Source organism: Nostocoides veronense (assembly GCF_039531185.1).
Lineage (GTDB): Bacteria > Actinomycetota > Actinomycetes > Actinomycetales > Dermatophilaceae > Nostocoides_A > Nostocoides_A veronense.
Genome location: NZ_BAAAPO010000006.1, coordinates 57,923 through 73,358 on the forward strand (window position 1 = coordinate 57,923; position 15,436 = coordinate 73,358).

Genomic DNA, 15,436 nt, shown 5'->3' on the forward strand with positions numbered 1-15,436 from the left:
GGCGCTTCGGCCCTTGTCGCGACGGCGGCACCGCCGGCTGACAGGACGCCCGTGGCGGTCGCGACCGGCCTGAACAACCCTCGGCAGCTCTCGATTGGTCCCGACGGTGCCATCTATGTCGCTGAGTCGGGAGTGGGTGGTTCCGGGCCGTGCATCGCCGGTGCCGAGGGGACGGCCTGCTTTGGCCGCACCGGGTCGATCACGAAGATCTCGGGCGGCACGCAGTCGCGGGTTGTCACCGGCCTGCCATCGGTCGCGGGCGAGAGTGGCTTTGGAGCTTCAGGGCCCTCGGACGTCCAGGTCCGCGGCGGCCGCTACACGCTGTCTTTCGGACTCGGAGCCGATCCCGCGCAACGCGCCAGCCTCCCCGCAGCGGGGCCCCGCCTCGGCACGCTCGCAACCGGCAACCTCGGGTCGTCGGCGGCGCGCACGATCGCCGACCTCGCGGCCTTTGAAGGGGCCAAAGACTTTGACGGTCTTGGCAAGGACAGCAACCCGTCCTCGCTGACCCCTCTCGGGACATCACACCTGGCCGTGGATGCCGGAGCCAACGCCCTGTTGCGGGTGACGGCTCGGGGCAAGATGGCGATCGTCGCGACCTTCCCGAACCGGATGGTCCCCAAACCGCCCTTCCTCGGCACCGGGGAGATGCCGATGCAATCGGTGCCCACCTCGGTCGCACTCGGCCCGGATGGCGCCTACTACGTCAGCGAACTGACCGGCTTCCCCTTCCCCGCCGGCGAGGCTCGGATCTATCGCGTCAAGCCAGGGCAGGCGCCGACCGTGTGGGCGAGCGGGCTGACCAATGTCACCGATCTGACCTGGGCCGGTGGCCGACTGTATGCCGTGCAGCTCGCCGACGCTGGGCTGCTGGCGGTGCCGCCCGGCGAGCTGCCGATGGGCTCGCTCGTTGAGGTGCGCCGCTCCGGCCCGGTCACCGTGGCGAGTGGTCTGCTCGCGCCCTATGGCGTCGCGGTCTCGGGCACGAACGCCTATGTCACCACGTGCGGAATGTGCGCCGGGATGGGTGGGGTGGTCCGCATACCCCTTGGCGGGAGCTGACTCTCGCCGCTCCGGGGAGGCTGTCGGTCGGCGCCCGTAGATTGCGGGTATGCCGCGCGCACACCCCGACTGGACCGATCCGCTGATCGTCCGGCGCGTCCGGATCGCGGGGGACGCTGATCCCGATTTCGGGGCCTGGCCGGGCCGGATCCCGGCGGTTCGACAAGTGCTGACCGACGGCTTGGATCTCGCCAAGCTGACGATTCTCGTTGGCGAGAATGGCAGCGGGAAGTCCACCTTGATCGAAGCGATCGCCATGGCCTTCGGGCTGCCCGGTGAGGGCGGATCGACCGGCGCCATGCACAAGACGTATTCGAGTGAGTCCCCGCTCTCCGAGTGGCTCACCTTGGAGCGCGGCGCCGGGGCGAGCAAGTGGGGCTACTTCCTGCGCGCTGAGACAACGCACGGACTGTTCACGTACTTGCACAACAATCCCGGACCCTACGATCCGGACTTCCACGCCCTGAGCCATGGTGAGTCCTTCTTGACCATGATCGGGACGCGCCGCTTTCGAGGTCCGGGATTCTTTGTCATGGACGAGCCCGAGGCAGGGCTGAGCTTCTCGGCGCAACTGGCCCTGGTCGGAACCCTGCATGCGCTCGCCGCGGATCGCGGAAACCAGATGTTGCTGGCCACTCACTCGCCGGTCCTCGCAAGCATTCCCGGTGCCCACATCCTGCAGCTGGACGAGCACGGCCTGCGCGAGTCCCGCTGGGAGCAACTGGAATCGGTCATCAACTACACCAACTTCCTCGCCGAGCCCCGCCGCTACCTTCGGCATGTTGTCGACCTGTGAGCGGTCATTCAGCAGACGCGTTCGGCAGCTTGAGGCACCCGCCGTAGACTCGTGCGTCGTGACCGAAGCGCCCAGCACGCCTGTCGTGCCCGACCAAGACCTCAACGAACAGATGCGGTTCCGGCACGCCAAGCGGGAGCGGCTGCTGGAGCAGGGGCGGCGGGCGCCCTATGCCGTGCACGTGGCGCGCACACACTCCCTCGCCCAGGTGCGCGAGGGCTGGGCCCACCTGGCGACCGCCGAGGAAACCCAGGACGTCGTCGGCGTGGCCGGTCGTGTCATCTTCATCCGCAATACCGGCAAGTTGGCTTTCGCCACCCTGCAAGAAGGCATCGGCACGCGCCTGCAGGTCATGCTGAGCCAGGCCGAGGTCGGCGAGGACGCGCTCGCGGACTGGAAGAGCGATGTCGACCTCGGCGATTACGTCTTCGTCGAGGGCCGAGTGATCTCCTCCAAGCGCGGCGAGCTGTCGGTCATGGCCAGCCGCTGGGAGATGGCCAGCAAAGCGCTGCGCCCTCTGCCCGTGCTGCACAAGGACCTCTCGGAGGAGACCCGCGTTCGTCAGCGGTATGCCGATCTGATCGTGCGCCAGGAAGCCCGAAACATGGTGCGCACCAAGGCCACCGTGCTCAAGACCATCCGCTCGGTGCTCGATGAGCAAGGCTTCGTCGAGGTCGAAACCCCGATCATCCAGCTCATCCACGGCGGGGCCGCGGCACGTCCATTCACGACCCACATGAATGCCTTCGACCACGAGATGGTTCTGCGCATTGCGCTGGAGCTGAACCTCAAGAAGGCCGTCGTCGGCGGGGTTGACCGCGTCTATGAAATGGGGCGCATCTTCCGCAATGAGGGTGTCGATGCCACCCACTCGCCCGAGTTCACCATGCTCGAGGTCTACCAGGCGTGGGGCGACCAGACCACGATCGCCCAGGTCATGCAGGATATGTACCTCGCCGTCGCCGACGCCCTCGGCTCGCGCACCATCGAAACGCCGTCGGGCACAATCGATCTCGGCGGCGAATGGCGCTGGCTCCCGGTCTATGACGCTGTCTCGGAGGCCGTCGGCGAGACCGTCACCATCGACACGCCGGTTGAAAAGCTGCGCGAGTATGCCGTCACCCATCGCGTCGATCACGACCCCGCTTTGGAGAAGGACAAGCTCTTCCTCGAACTGCTCTCCGAACTCGTCGAGCCGCACCTGCTCCAGCCGACCTTCCTGTGCGACTACCCCGCGCTCGCCCAGCCGCTGGCGCGCCCCCACCGCAGCGAGCCCGGCCTGATCGAAGCCTGGGACCTGATCATTGGTGGCGTCGAGCGCGGCACCGGATTCTCCGAATTGATCGACCCCGTTATCCAGCGAGCGGTCCTGACCGACCAGTCCTTGCGCGCGGCGGGTGGCGACCCCGAAGCCATGCAATTGGACGAAGACTTCCTGCGGGCCCTGGAATATGCCGCCCCGCCGATGGGTGGTCTCGGGATGGGCTTGGACCGGATGATCATGCTTTTCACGGGATCGAACATTCGCGAGACAATCCTGTTCCCCCATCTGAAGCCGGAGGCCTGAGCCATGGACCGGATCTGGATGTATGCCGCGGCCCTGCTGCCCTCGATCGGCGTGCTGTATCTCTTCTACATCATCATCAAGAGCCTGCTCGAAGGCGATCGCAACGAGCGCATCGCCATGGCCAGGCTGGACAAGGCGGATCAAGAGCGCGCGGCCTCCTCGGGACATCAGGAAGCGCAGCCCCCCGGGCCGTCGGCCTAGAACGGGTACGTTCAGGCCGGCTGAATTGCCTGGGGATGTTGTCTGCAGAATGTGAAAAGTCCGCGTCGGCGGAGTAGGGTGCTTCTGCGACAGGTGCACAGAAACCTGTCCTGCCTTGCACATAATCCACTTTTAGACACTTCAGGAGTTTTCATGGCGCAGCGCGTGCACGTCATGCTCATCGACGATATCGACGATTCGGTCGCGGCCGAGACGGTCAGCTTCGCGTTGGACGGCGTCTCGTACGAAATCGATCTGAGTTCCGAGAATGCCGGAAACTTGCGTGGTGATCTGGCCCGCTGGATCGGTCACGCACGTCGCACCGGCGGCCGCAAGGCCACGGCGGTCAAGTCTGCGTCTCGGGCAGATCTGGCCAAGGTTCGCGAGTGGGCGCGAGCCAATGGCCATGTTGTCTCCGACCGGGGCCGCATCTCGGCCACGGTTCAGGAGGCCTACGACCGGGCCAACAGCTGAGCTCAGCCGCACCACAGCACAACGCGCCTCCCTCGCCGGGGGCGCGTTGTGCGTTGGCGGCGGGGCTATGCCGACACTCACCCGGCGCTGAGCAGCGGCGCTAGCAGGTCGCCATACTCCGCCACCCGGTCTAGGACCTCGTCAAAGAGCACTTGCTCGATGCGTGCGGCCCCGGAGGCCGCCTGCTCCACTTCATCCCACGTGCGCGGCGTGGCCGCGAAGGGCGCCTCGGTTCCCCGCAGCGAATACGGAGTAATCGTCGTTTTGGCGGCGACATTTTGGCTCCAGTCAAGGAACACCTTGCCCGGACGCAGTGACTTCGTCATCTTCCAGACCACCAGATCTGGATGTTTCCTGGTCAATTCCTGGGCAAGTTGTGAGACGAGGTCACGGACCTGATCCGAGGTCAGATCACCTCCGAGACGGGCATACAACTGCATACCCTTGCTCCCCGAGGACACGGGAAAAAGCTCCATTCCCAATTCGCCCAGTCTCTCCTGCACCAGGAGTGCTACTACGCAACACTCGGTCAGGCCAGCGGGCTTGCCGGGGTCGAGGTCGATCACCAAACGATCCGGATTGCGCCGTTCTCCCGCAACGACCCGCCATTGGGGTGTGTGGAACTCCAAAGAATTGAGATTCACAAGGTAGGTCAGATCGCCAATATTCTTGACGAGGGGATAGACCACGGAGTCGACGCGCACGCGATCGAGCCATTCCGGCACACCCGAGGGCAGGTTCTTTTCGAAGAAGCTTTGCTGGGCTACGCCATGTGGCCACCGTACCCTGGTGACTGGCCGGTCGGCCATATGCGGCAGCAAGATGGGGCTGATCTGGGCGTAATAGTTGAGGATCTCGCCCTTGGTCGTATCCGTCGCGGGGTACATGATCTTGTCCAGGCTGGACAATTTCATCGTCCGCCCGCCGACCTCGACGCGGGTGATCTGGGGATCAGGCGGGGTCACTGTCGGCCTCCTCGATCAGATCCTCGGGCTGCAGGTCCGAACGCACCCCGACAAAGGTCGGGTGGCGCAGCCGCCCCCCGCCAGTCGCCCCGAGCGCCTTGAGATCGACGACAACCACCGGCTCGACCCAGGTCACCTCTCGGGCGTCCAGGGCGGGCACCTCGTCGGCAAAGGGGGAGTCCGCGCGGACCAGCGGCGCGAGCAGGTCCTCCATCGCCCGGGCTGCACGGGCCCGCCAACCCGCTGCCCATCCGGCCCGCATACACCAAACCGCCAGGCCCCGGCCGGCCGATGAGGACCGCTCCCAGTCGGTTGGCGTTGCCAGTCTCCGGTCGCCAGCCGCCGACCACCGCCGAGAGCGTCGCCCGGTGGCTCGTCTTGAGCCAATCCGCCGAGCGCCGGCCGGGGAAGTATGCCGCCGCGCGCCGCTTGCTCACCACGCCCTCCAAGCCCTGCTCGGCCGTGGCGGCCAGCAACTGCTCCCCGTCGTCATAGGCGGGCGGCACCTGGACGTGCGACCCGCCGAGGTCGAGTTGATCGAGCAGCGGTCGCCGCGCGCTCCACGGCTGGCTTGTCAGGTCCTGTCCGAAGAGGCGAAGGACATCGAAGACGACATAGGTCACGGGCCGGGTCCCGGCCAGCCGTTCGGCCTTTCGCCGCTCCTTAACGTGCATGCGCTCGGCGAGTGCCGCGAAGCTCGGCCGGCCCTGGTCGAAGGCGACCACCTCACCGTCGAGGAGCAGATCGTCATACGTCCCGGCAAGGCCAGCCAGCTCGGGGAAGCTCGCGGTGACGTCATTGCCATTGCGTGAGGTCAGCGTGACCGCGGGGCCGCGCACCTCGGCGAGCACCCGCATACCGTCCCACTTGATCTCGTGCGCCCACTGCGCCCCGCGCGGGGGCGCCGTCGTCGCGGTGGCAAGCATGGGCAGCATGGGCAGCATTCAACCCTGTCCGGGCGGGAGCCGAGCGTGGGGTTGTCTGTCAGACTCTGACGATGCGAGCGATCTGGAAGGGCGCGGTCTCCTTCGGGCTGGTCAACGTCCCCGTGCGGTTGTATGCCGCCACCGAGAATCACGACGTCCAGTTCCGGCAGGTACACCGCACCGATGGCGGGCGGATCAAGTACCAACGGGTCTGCTCCATCGATGGCGAGCAGGTGTCCTATGACGACATCGCCAAGGGCTACGAAACCGAGGACGGCGACATGGTCATCCTCACCGACGAGGATTTCGCCGACTTGCCGACCAAGAGCAGCAAGGAGATCGCGGTCGAGAAGTTTGTGCCCGCCGACCAGATCGACCCGATGCTGCTCGACAAGTCCTACTACCTCGAGCCGGACAAGGCCGCGGCGAAACCCTATGTGCTGCTTCGCGATGCGCTGGAGACCGAGAAGCGGATGGCGCTGGTCACGGTCTCGATCCGCACCCGGATGACGATGGCCGTCCTGCGTGTGCGCGATGGCGTCATCGTCATGCAGACGATGCTGTGGCCCGACGAAGTTCGCAGCCCGGACTTCGCGGCGCTCGGAGACCAGATGGAGGCCACCGAGAAGGAACTCGCGATGGCGCACCTGCTTGTCGAGCAACTTGCCGGGGACTATGAACCAGACGACTACGAAGACGATTACGCGATCGCGCTTGACGCGCTCGTCAAGGCCAAGGTTGAGGGCGGGGAGATCAAGGACGTGCCCAAGCCGGCCGAGGAGTCCGGCGAGGTGGTCGACCTGCTTGCCGCGCTGGCGAAGTCCGTCGAGAAGGCCAAGGCGGCCCGCGGCGAGGCCCCGGCTGTCGAGGACAAGCCCGCGAAGAAGGCTGCCGCGAAGAAGAAGGCCGCGAGTTAGTGCCTGAGGGGCATACCCTGCACCGGCTGGCGGGGGCGTTGCACCACGCTTTCGTCGGTCGCCAGGCGCTGGTCACCAGCCCGCAGGGGCGGTTCGTCGAGGGGGCCGCTCTGCTCAACGGCCGCGTCGTCGAGGGTGCGGACGCCTTCGGCAAGCACCTGTTCGTGCACTTCGCTGGCGAGCAGGTGCTCAATGTCCATCTCGGCCTGATCGGCTCCTTCGATGTGCTCCCGCACATTGGTGCCCTACCCGCCCCCGTCGGCGCGGTGCGCGTTCGGATGGTCAATGAGCAGATGTATGCGGACCTGCGCGGCGCGACGCTGGTTCAGGTGATCTCGCCCGAGCAGGTCGAGGCGACGATCGCGCGCCTCGGTCCGGACCCGCTGCGCGTGGGCACGCCGGGCAACGATCCGGAGCGCTCGCTGGCTCGCCTGGCGCGCACATCTCGCACCGTCGCCGAATGCCTGATGGACCAGTCGATCATCGCCGGCGTCGGCAATGTCTATCGCGCCGAGGTGCTCTTCCGGCACCGCATCGACCCCTTCGTGCCCGGTAACAAAGTCAAGAAGAAGTCGTGGCTGGCCATGTGGGACGACCTGGTCGCCCTGCTGCCCTATGGCGTGGCGTTCGGCCAGATCCTCACCCTCGACTCCCAATTGGAAGTCGCCCGGGAGGCGCTCGACGGGCGCGACCCGGCGGCATACGACCCGAGCTGGGGCGGGATCATGCCTGGTGAGAGCGGCGGCTTCGTGCGCGGCGATGCGGCGCGCGGCGTGCGCTTCGAGCGCGACTATTACGTCTACAAGCGCGACGGGCAGCCGTGTCTGGTGTGCGGCAGCCGGATACGCACGCAGTTGCTCGCGGGCCGCAACCTGTTCTGGTGCGGGCGCTGCCAGCGCCGCCACTGACCGCCAGCACGCGCGATCAAGCGGGCTGTCGGAGCGCCCGGCTACGGTCGAGGCATGCGCTACGCCTTTGTCGTCCCGTATGCGGAGGAGACCGAGTTCGTCGACCTCGCCGTGCTCGGGGAGCAGTCCGGCTGGGACCTCGTCTTCACCTGGGAGGCGGTCTACCGCTGCGACGCCTGGGCGACGCTCGCCGCAGCGGCGATGCGCACCGAACGCATCCGGCTCGGCACCCTGATCACGCCGGCCTCGCGCTATAAGCCGTGGGATATCGCCCAGCGCGTCGCGAGCGTCGACCGGCTGTCCGGTGGCCGGGTCACGCTGGGCGTGGGCCTGGGCGCGCTCAACCAGAACTGGCTCGCCTTCGAGCCGGACGAGGGTCGCAAGGCGCGGGCGGAGAAGCTCGACGAATGCCTGGCCATCTATGCGGGTCTCCTGGCGGGACAGCCCTTTTCGTATGCCGGCAAGCACTGGTCGGTCGAGCCCGTCACCGAGCTCGTGCCGCCGCCCCCGATCCAGCGCCCGCATCCGCCCGTATGGTGCGTGGGCGCCCTCGTGCCCGGGCGTTCGACGCAACTCTCCCTCGCCCGCGCCTCTCGGTGGCAGGGCGTCTTTCCGGCCGTCGCCGGCGGCGAGGGCAATAGCGGCCTTACGCCGGCAGCGTTGGGGATGATCGTCGATCGCCTACGGGATATGCGCTATCTGACCAACCGTCCGTGGGAGGGCTATGACGTTGTCGTAGAAGGCGATTCGTATGGCGAGTTCGGCACCGTCCACGGCTCACCGCGGCTGTGGGAGTCCCTCGGCGCGACGTGGTGGGTTGAGTCTTGGTGGGATGTGCCCGAGGGGTCAGATGGTTTGACGGAGGTGCGCCGACGGGTTGCGCTTGGCCCGCCGCGCTAAGCAGCCGCTGGCGGGCGGCGCGGGGTGCGGGCGGCGCGGTCCCGGGTCGGCTCAGGCGCCGAGCAAGGTGGGCAGCAGGCCCAGGGCGCGGCTGCGCAGCCAGTCCAGGGTCTCCGGGTCGCCGGAGAGGTGGTGCAGCAGCGCCCGTTCGAAGACCCCGTCGACCATCGCGTAGGCCGTGGGGGAGTCGGTGAGCAGCGGGCGGTCGGCCAGTTCGGCATACCGGCTCAGGACCCGCCAGATCATGTCCTCCAAGGTGGCGTCGATCATCAGCACGTCCGGGCGCAGCACCGCCTCGAACATCGCTTGGGTGCGCAGGTCGTACCACAGCCGGTGCATCGGGGCGTCCTCGACGAGCGTTTCGCACAGCTTGTCGACGAAGCGGTGGAGCACTTCGTCCGCGCTCTGGGAGGAGTCGAGGATGTCGTCATACCGGGTGACGCAGCGGGCCTTGTAATGGCGCACGCAATAGGTGATCAGCTCGGTCTTGTCGGTGAAGTAGTAGTGCACGACGCCGTGGCTGAACTCGGAGTTCGCGGCGATATCGCGCAGGCTGGTGCGGGCATAGCCGTGCTCGCCGAGGGTTTGCAAAGCAGACTCGGCGAGTTGAATACGGCGCTGGGACGACTTGCGATCACGCGGCCGCTCGGCCGGGGTGGCGGCGGTCATGGCCGACAGCGTACGGCCTCACCTGCCTTTAGAACATCTCTTGACAGTCGTCAAAGGGGGCTGGGAGGGTGGCGGTGGGCACAACGGCGTGCCCGACCGGTGCGCCGGCAGTGGCCTCGACGTCCTCGTCAACAATGCCGGCATCGAGATCACCGATCTGATCGCCGGGTCAAGCCCGAGGACATCCGCCGCATGCTCGAGGTCAACATCCTCGGCACCACCCTCGGGGTCAAGCACGGCTTCCGGGCGATGCGCCCCGGCGGCGCCGCCGGCCAGGGCGGCGCGATCATCAATATCGCCTCCGTCTCTCGACTGCGCCGTCGTCTGACTCCCGGATGAGAAGTGGGGCGAGCGGGTGGTCGCCGTGATCCAGTTGGCTCCGGGCAAAGAGATCGACGCCGACGCGCTGATCGGCTTCGTCAAGGAGCGCATCGGCTCGGTCAAGGCGCCCAAGCAGATCGAGGTCTGGCCAGACCTGCCGCGCTCCAAGGTCGGCAAGATCCTCAAGACCGAGATCAAGGCCAGCCTCCGCAGCCCGGCCTGACGGCTGCGGCTCGACCACGGTCCAACCGCGAGGTCTAAACACGGACCTACCGCTTGGTATTGGTCGTGATCACGACCAGTACCAAGCGGTAGCCCAGGCGCTAGCGTGGCGGGGGGTATGCCCGACCGCTCGAGCGTGCGCTGAGAGCGAACGGGGCGGGCGGCATACGAGGGCGCGGAACATCCACCGGGCGTGAGCGGTTGAGTTGGGCAGTGCCGCACTCCGGAAGTCGCTGACGGCTGTCAGAGTGCGCAGATACCATCAATGCTGACTCGATCAGCGAGGAGCGCATACATGTTCGAACGGTTCACCGACCGGGCCCGACGCGTCGTGGTGCTCGCGCAAGAAGAAGCGCGGATGCTCAACCACAACTACATCGGGACCGAGCACATCCTGCTCGGCCTGATCCACGAGGGCGACGGCGTGGCCAGCAAGGCCCTAGAGAGCCTCGGGATCGAGCTCGAGAATGTTCGCGAGCAGGTGCAGGAGATCATCGGGCAGGGCCAGCAGGCCCCGACCGGGCATATCCCCTTCACCCCGCGGGCCAAGAAGGTCCTCGAGCTGTCCCTGCGGGAAGCCCTGCAGTTGGGCCACAACTACATCGGGACCGAGCACATCCTGCTCGGGCTCATCCGCGAGGGCGAGGGCGTCGCCGCGCAGGTGCTGGTCAAGCTCGGCGCCGACCTTAACAAGGTCCGCCAGCAGGTCATCCAGCTCATTTCCGGCTACTCCGGCAAGGAGGCGCAGGCCGCTGGTGTCGGTCCGGCCAGCGCGCAGCAGGAGGGCACGCCCGCCGGCTCGCTGGTGCTCGACCAGTTCGGCCGCAACCTCACGCAGGCCGCCCGCGAATCCAAGCTCGACCCCGTCATCGGTCGCACCAAGGAGATCGAGCGGGTCATGCAGGTGCTCTCGCGCCGCACCAAGAACAACCCGGTGCTGATCGGCGAGCCCGGCGTCGGCAAGACCGCCGTCGTCGAGGGCCTGGCCCAGGACATCGTGCGTGGCGACGTGCCCGAGACCTTGAAGGACAAGCAGCTTTACACCCTCGACCTCGGCTCGCTCGTGGCCGGTTCGCGCTACCGCGGTGACTTCGAGGAGCGGCTCAAGAAGGTCCTCAAGGAAATTCGCACCCGCGGCGACATCATCTTGTTCATCGACGAGATTCACACTCTCGTCGGGGCGGGTGCGGCCGAGGGCGCCATCGACGCTGCGTCGATCCTCAAGCCCATGCTGGCTCGTGGCGAGTTGCAGACCATCGGCGCGACCACGCTGGATGAATACCGCAAGTACATCGAGAAGGACTCCGCGCTGGAGCGCCGCTTCCAGCCGATTCAGGTCGCGGAGCCGACGCTGTCGCACACGATCGAGATCCTCAAGGGGCTGCGCGATCGCTATGAAGCGCACCACCGCGTGACGATCACCGACGCGGCCCTGGTCTCGGCGGCCAACCTCGCGGACCGCTACATCAATGACCGCTTCCTGCCGGACAAGGCCATCGACCTGATCGACGAGGCCGGCGCACGCCTTCGCATCCGCCGGATGACCGCACCGCCGGACCTGCGCGAATTCGACGACAAGATCGCTCAGGTGCGTCTGGAGAAGGAATCGGCGATCGACGGTCAGGACTTCGAGAAGGCCGCGCGCCTGCGCGACGACGAGAAGAAGCTGCTCGGCGAGAAGGCCCGCCGTGAGTCGGAGTGGAAGGCCGGCGACCTCGATGTCGTCGCCGAAGTCGACGAAGAGCTGATCGCCGAGGTGCTGGCGGCCAGCACCGGCATCCCCGTCTTCAAGCTGACCGAGGAAGAGTCCAGCCGCCTGCTCAACATGGAGGCCGAGCTGCACAAGCGCATCGTCGGCATGGACGACGCCATCAAGGCGCTTTCCCAGGCCATCCGCCGCACCCGCGCCGGACTGAAGGACCCGCGCCGCCCGGGCGGCTCGTTCATCTTCGCCGGGCCTACGGGCGTCGGCAAGACCGAGCTCGCCAAGGCGCTCGCCGAGTTCTTGTTCGGCGACGAAGACGCCCTGATCCAGCTGGACATGTCCGAATACAGCGAGAAGCACACCGTCTCGCGCCTCTTCGGCTCCCCACCCGGATATGTCGGCTACGAAGAGGGCGGCCAGCTCACCGAGAAGGTCCGCCGCCGCCCGTTCTCCGTGGTCCTCTTCGACGAGGTCGAAAAGGCCCACCCGGAGATCTTCAACTCGCTGCTGCAGGTGCTCGAGGACGGCCGCCTGACCGACAGCCAGGGCCGGATGGTCGACTTCAAGAACACCGTCATCATCATGACGACCAACCTCGGCACCCGCGATATCGCCAAGGGCGTCAGTCTCGGCTTCTCGGCCGGTCCGGATTCCCGCAGCGACTACGAGCGGATGAAGAACAAGGTCCAGGACGAGCTGAAGCAGCACTTCCGGCCCGAGTTCCTCAACCGCGTCGACGACACGATCGTCTTCCCGCAGCTGACGCAGGACGAGATTGTCCAGATCGTCGACCTCGAGATCGCCAAGCTCGACAAGCGCCTCAAGGACAAGGACATGGGCATCGAGTTGACGCCCGCGGCCAAGAACCTGCTGGCCAAGAAGGGCTACGATCCCGTGCTCGGTGCCCGCCCGCTGCGGCGCACCATCCAGCGTGAGATCGAGGACGTGCTGTCCGAGAAGATCCTGTATGGCGAGTTGAAGGCCGGCGAGATCGTCGCGGTCGGCACCGAGGGCGAGGGCAAGACCGAGATCTTCACCTTCCGCGGCACCCCGCACGCCCACGCCATCGACCTGCCGCTGGTAGTCGCCGACGCCGAGTAGACGCGGGCCGACCCACCGGCATACCTCTGAAGCGCCCGACCCCACGCGGGGCCGGGCGCTTCGGCCTTCACGAGGCGATCGGGCGGGCCCGGCGGCGCCGGCGCAGGAGCAGCCATGCCGATCCGGCAAGGCCGGCGAGTAGCAGGGCGGCGGCGCCGAGGACGGCATACAGGCCGGTCCGCTCCTGATCCTGGTGGGTCGTCTGCGCCGTGGCGATTGCGGCCCGGGCATCGCTGAGTTGACCCTTGTCCAGGGCTGCGGCTGCCGCCGAGAGCGAGGTGTCCCCCGGACGCAGACGCGCACCCACCTGGCCCAGGACGTCGAGGTGATCGACGACGCGCGCGGCGGCGGCATACTCCCCGACGGCCGCCTGGGTGTCGGCGAGGGTCGTCGGCAGCGGATTGAGAGCAGCCTGGGAGGTGGCGTGTTCGTAGGCCGAACGAGCCCCGGAAACCGACACGCCAGCCTGCTTGGCCGCCGCCTGCAGGGCAGTGGCTGGCGCGGCGAGTGGCTTGATCTTGCGAACCGCGCGAGTGGCGTCGGCGAACTCCCAGGCCGCCATCGGCTGGCGCAGCCGCAGGGGCTGCACCCAGTCGCCATCGGCTGCGTCGACGCCGCGATATGCCGTGCGCGCCTTCTTCCGATAGCCCACCTCATCGAGTTGACCAGCGCGGGATGACCCACAATCGCATCAGTTGCTCGGTCTTGGCATTGGGGCCCGTGATCTCGAAGAGGTCATAGGCCTGGCGCCAGCCGAAGTGCAACGAATAGGCGCGGGCCGGGTGCTCGCCGGTTCCGTCGTATGCGGACCTCCCCGTCGTCAGCCACCCTGTCAAGTCAGCCAGGGACGCCCCCTTGGCGCCGGCAAAGAGGTCACCGAGCGCCGCCGCCGATCCGGCATAACCGTAGGCGTCACGGCCACCCTGGGTTGGTGACCTGGCGAATGGTCACTTTGACCGGCTTGCCGTCTGCGCGCACGACATAGCGTGCGACGGAGGTCAGTGTTGAGCCGGTGTCCTGATCAGCGGCATGCGCGCTGGTCGGGGCACCCGTCCCGAGCAGCGCGAGGGCGCAGATCAGCGCGGCGGGACGACTCGGCATACGGCGGCTCACCACGGGGGCAGTATGCCGCCCGCCCCGTTGGCGCCCGCGCGGACGCGCCGGGTCAGCAGGAGGCGGCGATCTCGGACAGCCCGTCCTGCGGCTCACCGGGAGTGGTCGTCGTGGAGGAGGACGGGGTGGTCGAGCTGCTAGTCGGCGTGTCGGTCGAGGAGGTCGTCGACGAAGTGGTCGAGGTCGTCGGGTTATCGGAGATGGCGTTCTGAACCAGGGCGCGAATCGCCGTGAAGTCCGGGTGCACCACGTCGATGACCTTGTTGGTCAGCGGCAGGCTGCGCAAGGTGCCCTTTTGGATCGTCTCGACCAGCGGCACCCACGCCTTCAGGTGCTGCTGCGGTATGTCGATGCTCACGTGATCCTTGAGCACTTCAGCCAGTGCCGGGTAGTGCACCAGCATGGAGCCGGGGTTGACCTGGTGGATCAGGGCGCCCATCACGCAGCGCTGGCGACGCATCCGGGAGAAGTCGTCGGTGGTCGCGCGGGATCGGGCATACCAGAGGGCGTGATAGCCGTCGAGATGCTGCACCCCGGGCTCGATCCACCCGGTCGTGCCGACGATCGAGCCGTCCGAGAGCGCCTTGCAGCCGATACAGACGCGTTCCTTGACATTGATCTCGACCCCGCCCATTGCATTGACGAGATCGGCGAAGCCCGACAGGTCGATGACGACGGTGTTGTCGATGCGCAGCCCGAGCACCTCGCCGATGACATCGCGGATGGAACGCAAGCCGGGGTTGGGGTCGCCGGGGAAGAGGTCGGGATTGTCGGTGGCGAGCGTCCAAATGCCATTGATCAGGCACTCGTCGCCGCAGTCGTAACCATTGGGGTAGAGCGTCGAGAGCGGATTCGACGCCGGGATCGGCGCGCGCTCGAGATTGCGCGGGATGCCAAAGAGCACGGTGTCACCAGTCTTGGTGTTGATGCTCGCAACCATCATCGAATCGGTCCGCACGCCCACCCGGTCGGTGCCCGCATCCGAGCCGAGGAGCAGCACATTGACGCGAGGGACCGCTGCCCACGGGTTGTCGTTCCTGACATTCGGAACGCCCTCGGTCGAGGTGGCCCCGGGCACGCTGTCACCATCGGCGAAGACCTCCCCGACAACGGAGCGCTGGATGCCGAGGGTGTGCACGGCATACGCACTGGGCGCGGCGACGGCGAGGCAGCACAAGAAGGCCACCATCGTGCTCGCGAGCCGCTCGTCGCGGGTCATCCCGGGGGTCCGGGTCAGGGTCGCCGAGAGCACGATCGAGAGCATCCACAAGGCCGCGCCGATGAGCACCAGCCAGATGAGCACGAGCAAGGTGGTGCGCGAAACGCCTACGGACAGAGCCGATTCGATCACGCCATGGCGGGCGATCTGATAGCCCGCCACGATCAGCGCCAGGCCCGTCAGCATCAACAGCAGGCGCCCGAAACGACGAGCCCTGGTGCGCAGCAGGCCCGCTCCGGGAAGCAGAGTGCTCAGCAGCGTCATGGCATAGCTGTGCCGCAGCGGATGGGCGCGGGGCGAGGTCGGGCGGCTCGTCATACCCGGTCAGTGTCCCCTCATCGATTCGGTGTCGGCCCGGCGCTCGCCGAAG

Annotated in this window: 18 protein-coding genes and 1 pseudogene; 11 read left to right on the top strand and 8 right to left on the bottom strand. The window is 67.1% G+C overall.

Features of this window, described 5'->3' with window-relative positions; all coding sequences use genetic code 11:
* Window positions 1-51 precede the first annotated feature (51 nt).
* From ABD225_RS01315 to ABD225_RS01335, 5 genes are all read left to right on the top strand, one after another.
* A complete protein-coding gene (locus tag ABD225_RS01315) occupies window positions 52-1,062 on the top strand; it encodes a ScyD/ScyE family protein (protein WP_344080112.1) in 1,011 nt (336 codons plus the stop codon).
* Window positions 1,063-1,111: 49 nt separating this feature from the next.
* Entirely contained in the window at window positions 1,112-1,858 is a 747-nt protein-coding gene (locus ABD225_RS01320) for an AAA family ATPase (protein WP_344080114.1), read from the top strand.
* A 112-nt stretch (window positions 1,859-1,970) separates the two neighbouring features.
* Entirely contained in the window at window positions 1,971-3,425 is a 1,455-nt protein-coding gene (lysS, locus tag ABD225_RS01325) for a lysine--tRNA ligase (protein ID WP_344080680.1), read from the top strand.
* Between the two features lie 3 nt (window positions 3,426-3,428).
* Window positions 3,429-3,626, top strand: a complete 198-nt coding sequence (locus tag ABD225_RS01330; protein ID WP_344080117.1) for a hypothetical protein — start codon at window positions 3,429-3,431, stop codon at window positions 3,624-3,626.
* A gap of 153 nt (window positions 3,627-3,779) precedes the next feature.
* Complete coding sequence (locus ABD225_RS01335; RefSeq protein WP_344080120.1) at window positions 3,780-4,100, top strand: histone-like nucleoid-structuring protein Lsr2; 321 nt, start codon at window positions 3,780-3,782, stop codon at window positions 4,098-4,100.
* 77 nt (window positions 4,101-4,177) lie between these two features.
* On the opposite strand, the gene ligD is transcribed toward ABD225_RS01335, so the two are convergent.
* From ligD to ABD225_RS01350, 3 genes and pseudogenes are all read right to left on the bottom strand, one after another.
* A complete protein-coding gene (ligD, locus tag ABD225_RS01340; RefSeq protein WP_425564297.1) occupies window positions 4,178-5,065 on the bottom strand; it encodes a non-homologous end-joining DNA ligase in 888 nt (295 codons plus the stop codon).
* Window positions 5,052-5,327: an ATP dependent DNA ligase gene (locus ABD225_RS01345; protein ID WP_344080685.1), complete on the bottom strand. Its 276-nt coding sequence runs from the start codon at window positions 5,325-5,327 to the stop codon at window positions 5,052-5,054. Before ABD225_RS01345 ends, ligD begins: the two co-directional genes overlap by 14 nt.
* A 175-nt stretch (window positions 5,328-5,502) precedes the next feature.
* Window positions 5,503-6,009 (bottom strand): annotated as a pseudogene (locus ABD225_RS01350) (ATP-dependent DNA ligase); the annotation flags it as partial.
* Window positions 6,010-6,062: 53 nt separating this feature from the next.
* Between ABD225_RS01350 and ku the strand changes: the two are divergent.
* Genes ku through ABD225_RS01365 form a run of 3 tightly spaced genes read left to right on the top strand, consistent with a single transcriptional unit; the run spans window position 6,063 to window position 8,716 of the window.
* Window positions 6,063-6,908, top strand: a complete 846-nt coding sequence (gene ku, locus ABD225_RS01355; protein WP_344080123.1) for a non-homologous end joining protein Ku — start codon at window positions 6,063-6,065, stop codon at window positions 6,906-6,908.
* Window positions 6,908-7,816, top strand: a complete 909-nt coding sequence (locus ABD225_RS01360; RefSeq protein WP_344080126.1) for an Fpg/Nei family DNA glycosylase — start codon at window positions 6,908-6,910, stop codon at window positions 7,814-7,816. The genes ku and ABD225_RS01360 overlap by 1 nt, the downstream gene beginning before the upstream one ends.
* A gap of 54 nt (window positions 7,817-7,870) precedes the next feature.
* On the top strand, window positions 7,871-8,716 hold the full coding sequence (locus tag ABD225_RS01365) for an LLM class flavin-dependent oxidoreductase (RefSeq protein ID WP_344080129.1): 846 nt from the start codon (window positions 7,871-7,873) through the stop codon (window positions 8,714-8,716).
* A gap of 51 nt (window positions 8,717-8,767) precedes the next feature.
* On the opposite strand, the gene ABD225_RS01370 is transcribed toward ABD225_RS01365, so the two are convergent.
* Window positions 8,768-9,385: a TetR/AcrR family transcriptional regulator gene (locus tag ABD225_RS01370; protein WP_344080132.1), complete on the bottom strand. Its 618-nt coding sequence runs from the start codon at window positions 9,383-9,385 to the stop codon at window positions 8,768-8,770.
* Window positions 9,386-9,577: 192 nt separating this feature from the next.
* Here ABD225_RS01370 and ABD225_RS01375 point away from each other — a divergent pair, with 192 nt between their 5' ends.
* The 3 genes from ABD225_RS01375 (at window position 9,578) to ABD225_RS01385 (ending at window position 12,734) form a co-directional block, all read left to right on the top strand.
* A complete protein-coding gene (locus ABD225_RS01375; RefSeq protein WP_344080134.1) occupies window positions 9,578-9,724 on the top strand; it encodes a hypothetical protein in 147 nt (48 codons plus the stop codon).
* A 16-nt stretch (window positions 9,725-9,740) separates the two neighbouring features.
* Window positions 9,741-9,929 (top strand): AMP-binding enzyme, encoded by a 189-nt coding sequence (locus ABD225_RS01380; protein WP_344080137.1) that lies wholly within the window; start codon window positions 9,741-9,743, stop codon window positions 9,927-9,929.
* A 294-nt stretch (window positions 9,930-10,223) separates the two neighbouring features.
* Entirely contained in the window at window positions 10,224-12,734 is a 2,511-nt protein-coding gene (locus ABD225_RS01385; protein ID WP_344080140.1) for an ATP-dependent Clp protease ATP-binding subunit, read from the top strand.
* 67 nt (window positions 12,735-12,801) lie between these two features.
* Here the strand turns inward: ABD225_RS01385 and ABD225_RS01390 are convergent, their stop codons facing one another.
* The 4 genes from ABD225_RS01390 to ABD225_RS01405 form a co-directional block, all read right to left on the bottom strand.
* Entirely contained in the window at window positions 12,802-13,386 is a 585-nt protein-coding gene (locus tag ABD225_RS01390) for a hypothetical protein (protein WP_344080143.1), read from the bottom strand.
* 1 nt (window position 13,387) lies between these two features.
* The gene (locus ABD225_RS01395) at window positions 13,388-13,570 is read right to left on the bottom strand and encodes a hypothetical protein (protein ID WP_344080146.1); all 183 of its coding nucleotides are present in this window, start codon (window positions 13,568-13,570) and stop codon (window positions 13,388-13,390) included.
* 76 nt (window positions 13,571-13,646) lie between these two features.
* Entirely contained in the window at window positions 13,647-13,835 is a 189-nt protein-coding gene (locus ABD225_RS01400) for a hypothetical protein (protein WP_344080150.1), read from the bottom strand.
* 64 nt (window positions 13,836-13,899) lie between these two features.
* Window positions 13,900-15,384, bottom strand: a complete 1,485-nt coding sequence (locus tag ABD225_RS01405; protein WP_344080153.1) for an LCP family protein — start codon at window positions 15,382-15,384, stop codon at window positions 13,900-13,902.
* Window positions 15,385-15,436: the final 52 nt, after the last annotated feature.

Bases quoted from the DNA above. Each gene is read 5' to 3' on its own strand.
- ABD225_RS01320 (WP_344080114.1), top strand. From the start codon at position 1,112: ATGCCGCGCGCACACCCCGACTGGACCGATCCGCTGATCGTCCGGCGC.
- lysS (WP_344080680.1), top strand. From the start codon at position 1,971: ATGCGGTTCCGGCACGCCAAGCGGGAGCGGCTGCTGGAGCAGGGGCGG.
- ABD225_RS01330 (WP_344080117.1), top strand. From the start codon at position 3,429: ATGGACCGGATCTGGATGTATGCCGCGGCCCTGCTGCCCTCGATCGGC.
- ABD225_RS01335 (WP_344080120.1), top strand. From the start codon at position 3,780: ATGGCGCAGCGCGTGCACGTCATGCTCATCGACGATATCGACGATTCG.
- ABD225_RS01345 (WP_344080685.1), bottom strand. From the start codon at position 5,327: ATGCGGGCCGGATGGGCAGCGGGTTGGCGGGCCCGTGCAGCCCGGGCG.
- ku (WP_344080123.1), top strand. From the start codon at position 6,063: ATGCGAGCGATCTGGAAGGGCGCGGTCTCCTTCGGGCTGGTCAACGTC.
- ABD225_RS01365 (WP_344080129.1), top strand. From the start codon at position 7,871: ATGCGCTACGCCTTTGTCGTCCCGTATGCGGAGGAGACCGAGTTCGTC.
- ABD225_RS01370 (WP_344080132.1), bottom strand. From the start codon at position 9,385: ATGACCGCCGCCACCCCGGCCGAGCGGCCGCGTGATCGCAAGTCGTCC.
- ABD225_RS01375 (WP_344080134.1), top strand. From the start codon at position 9,578: ATGCTCGAGGTCAACATCCTCGGCACCACCCTCGGGGTCAAGCACGGC.
- ABD225_RS01385 (WP_344080140.1), top strand. From the start codon at position 10,224: ATGTTCGAACGGTTCACCGACCGGGCCCGACGCGTCGTGGTGCTCGCG.
- ABD225_RS01400 (WP_344080150.1), bottom strand. From the start codon at position 13,835: ATGCCGAGTCGTCCCGCCGCGCTGATCTGCGCCCTCGCGCTGCTCGGG.
- ABD225_RS01405 (WP_344080153.1), bottom strand. From the start codon at position 15,384: ATGACGAGCCGCCCGACCTCGCCCCGCGCCCATCCGCTGCGGCACAGC.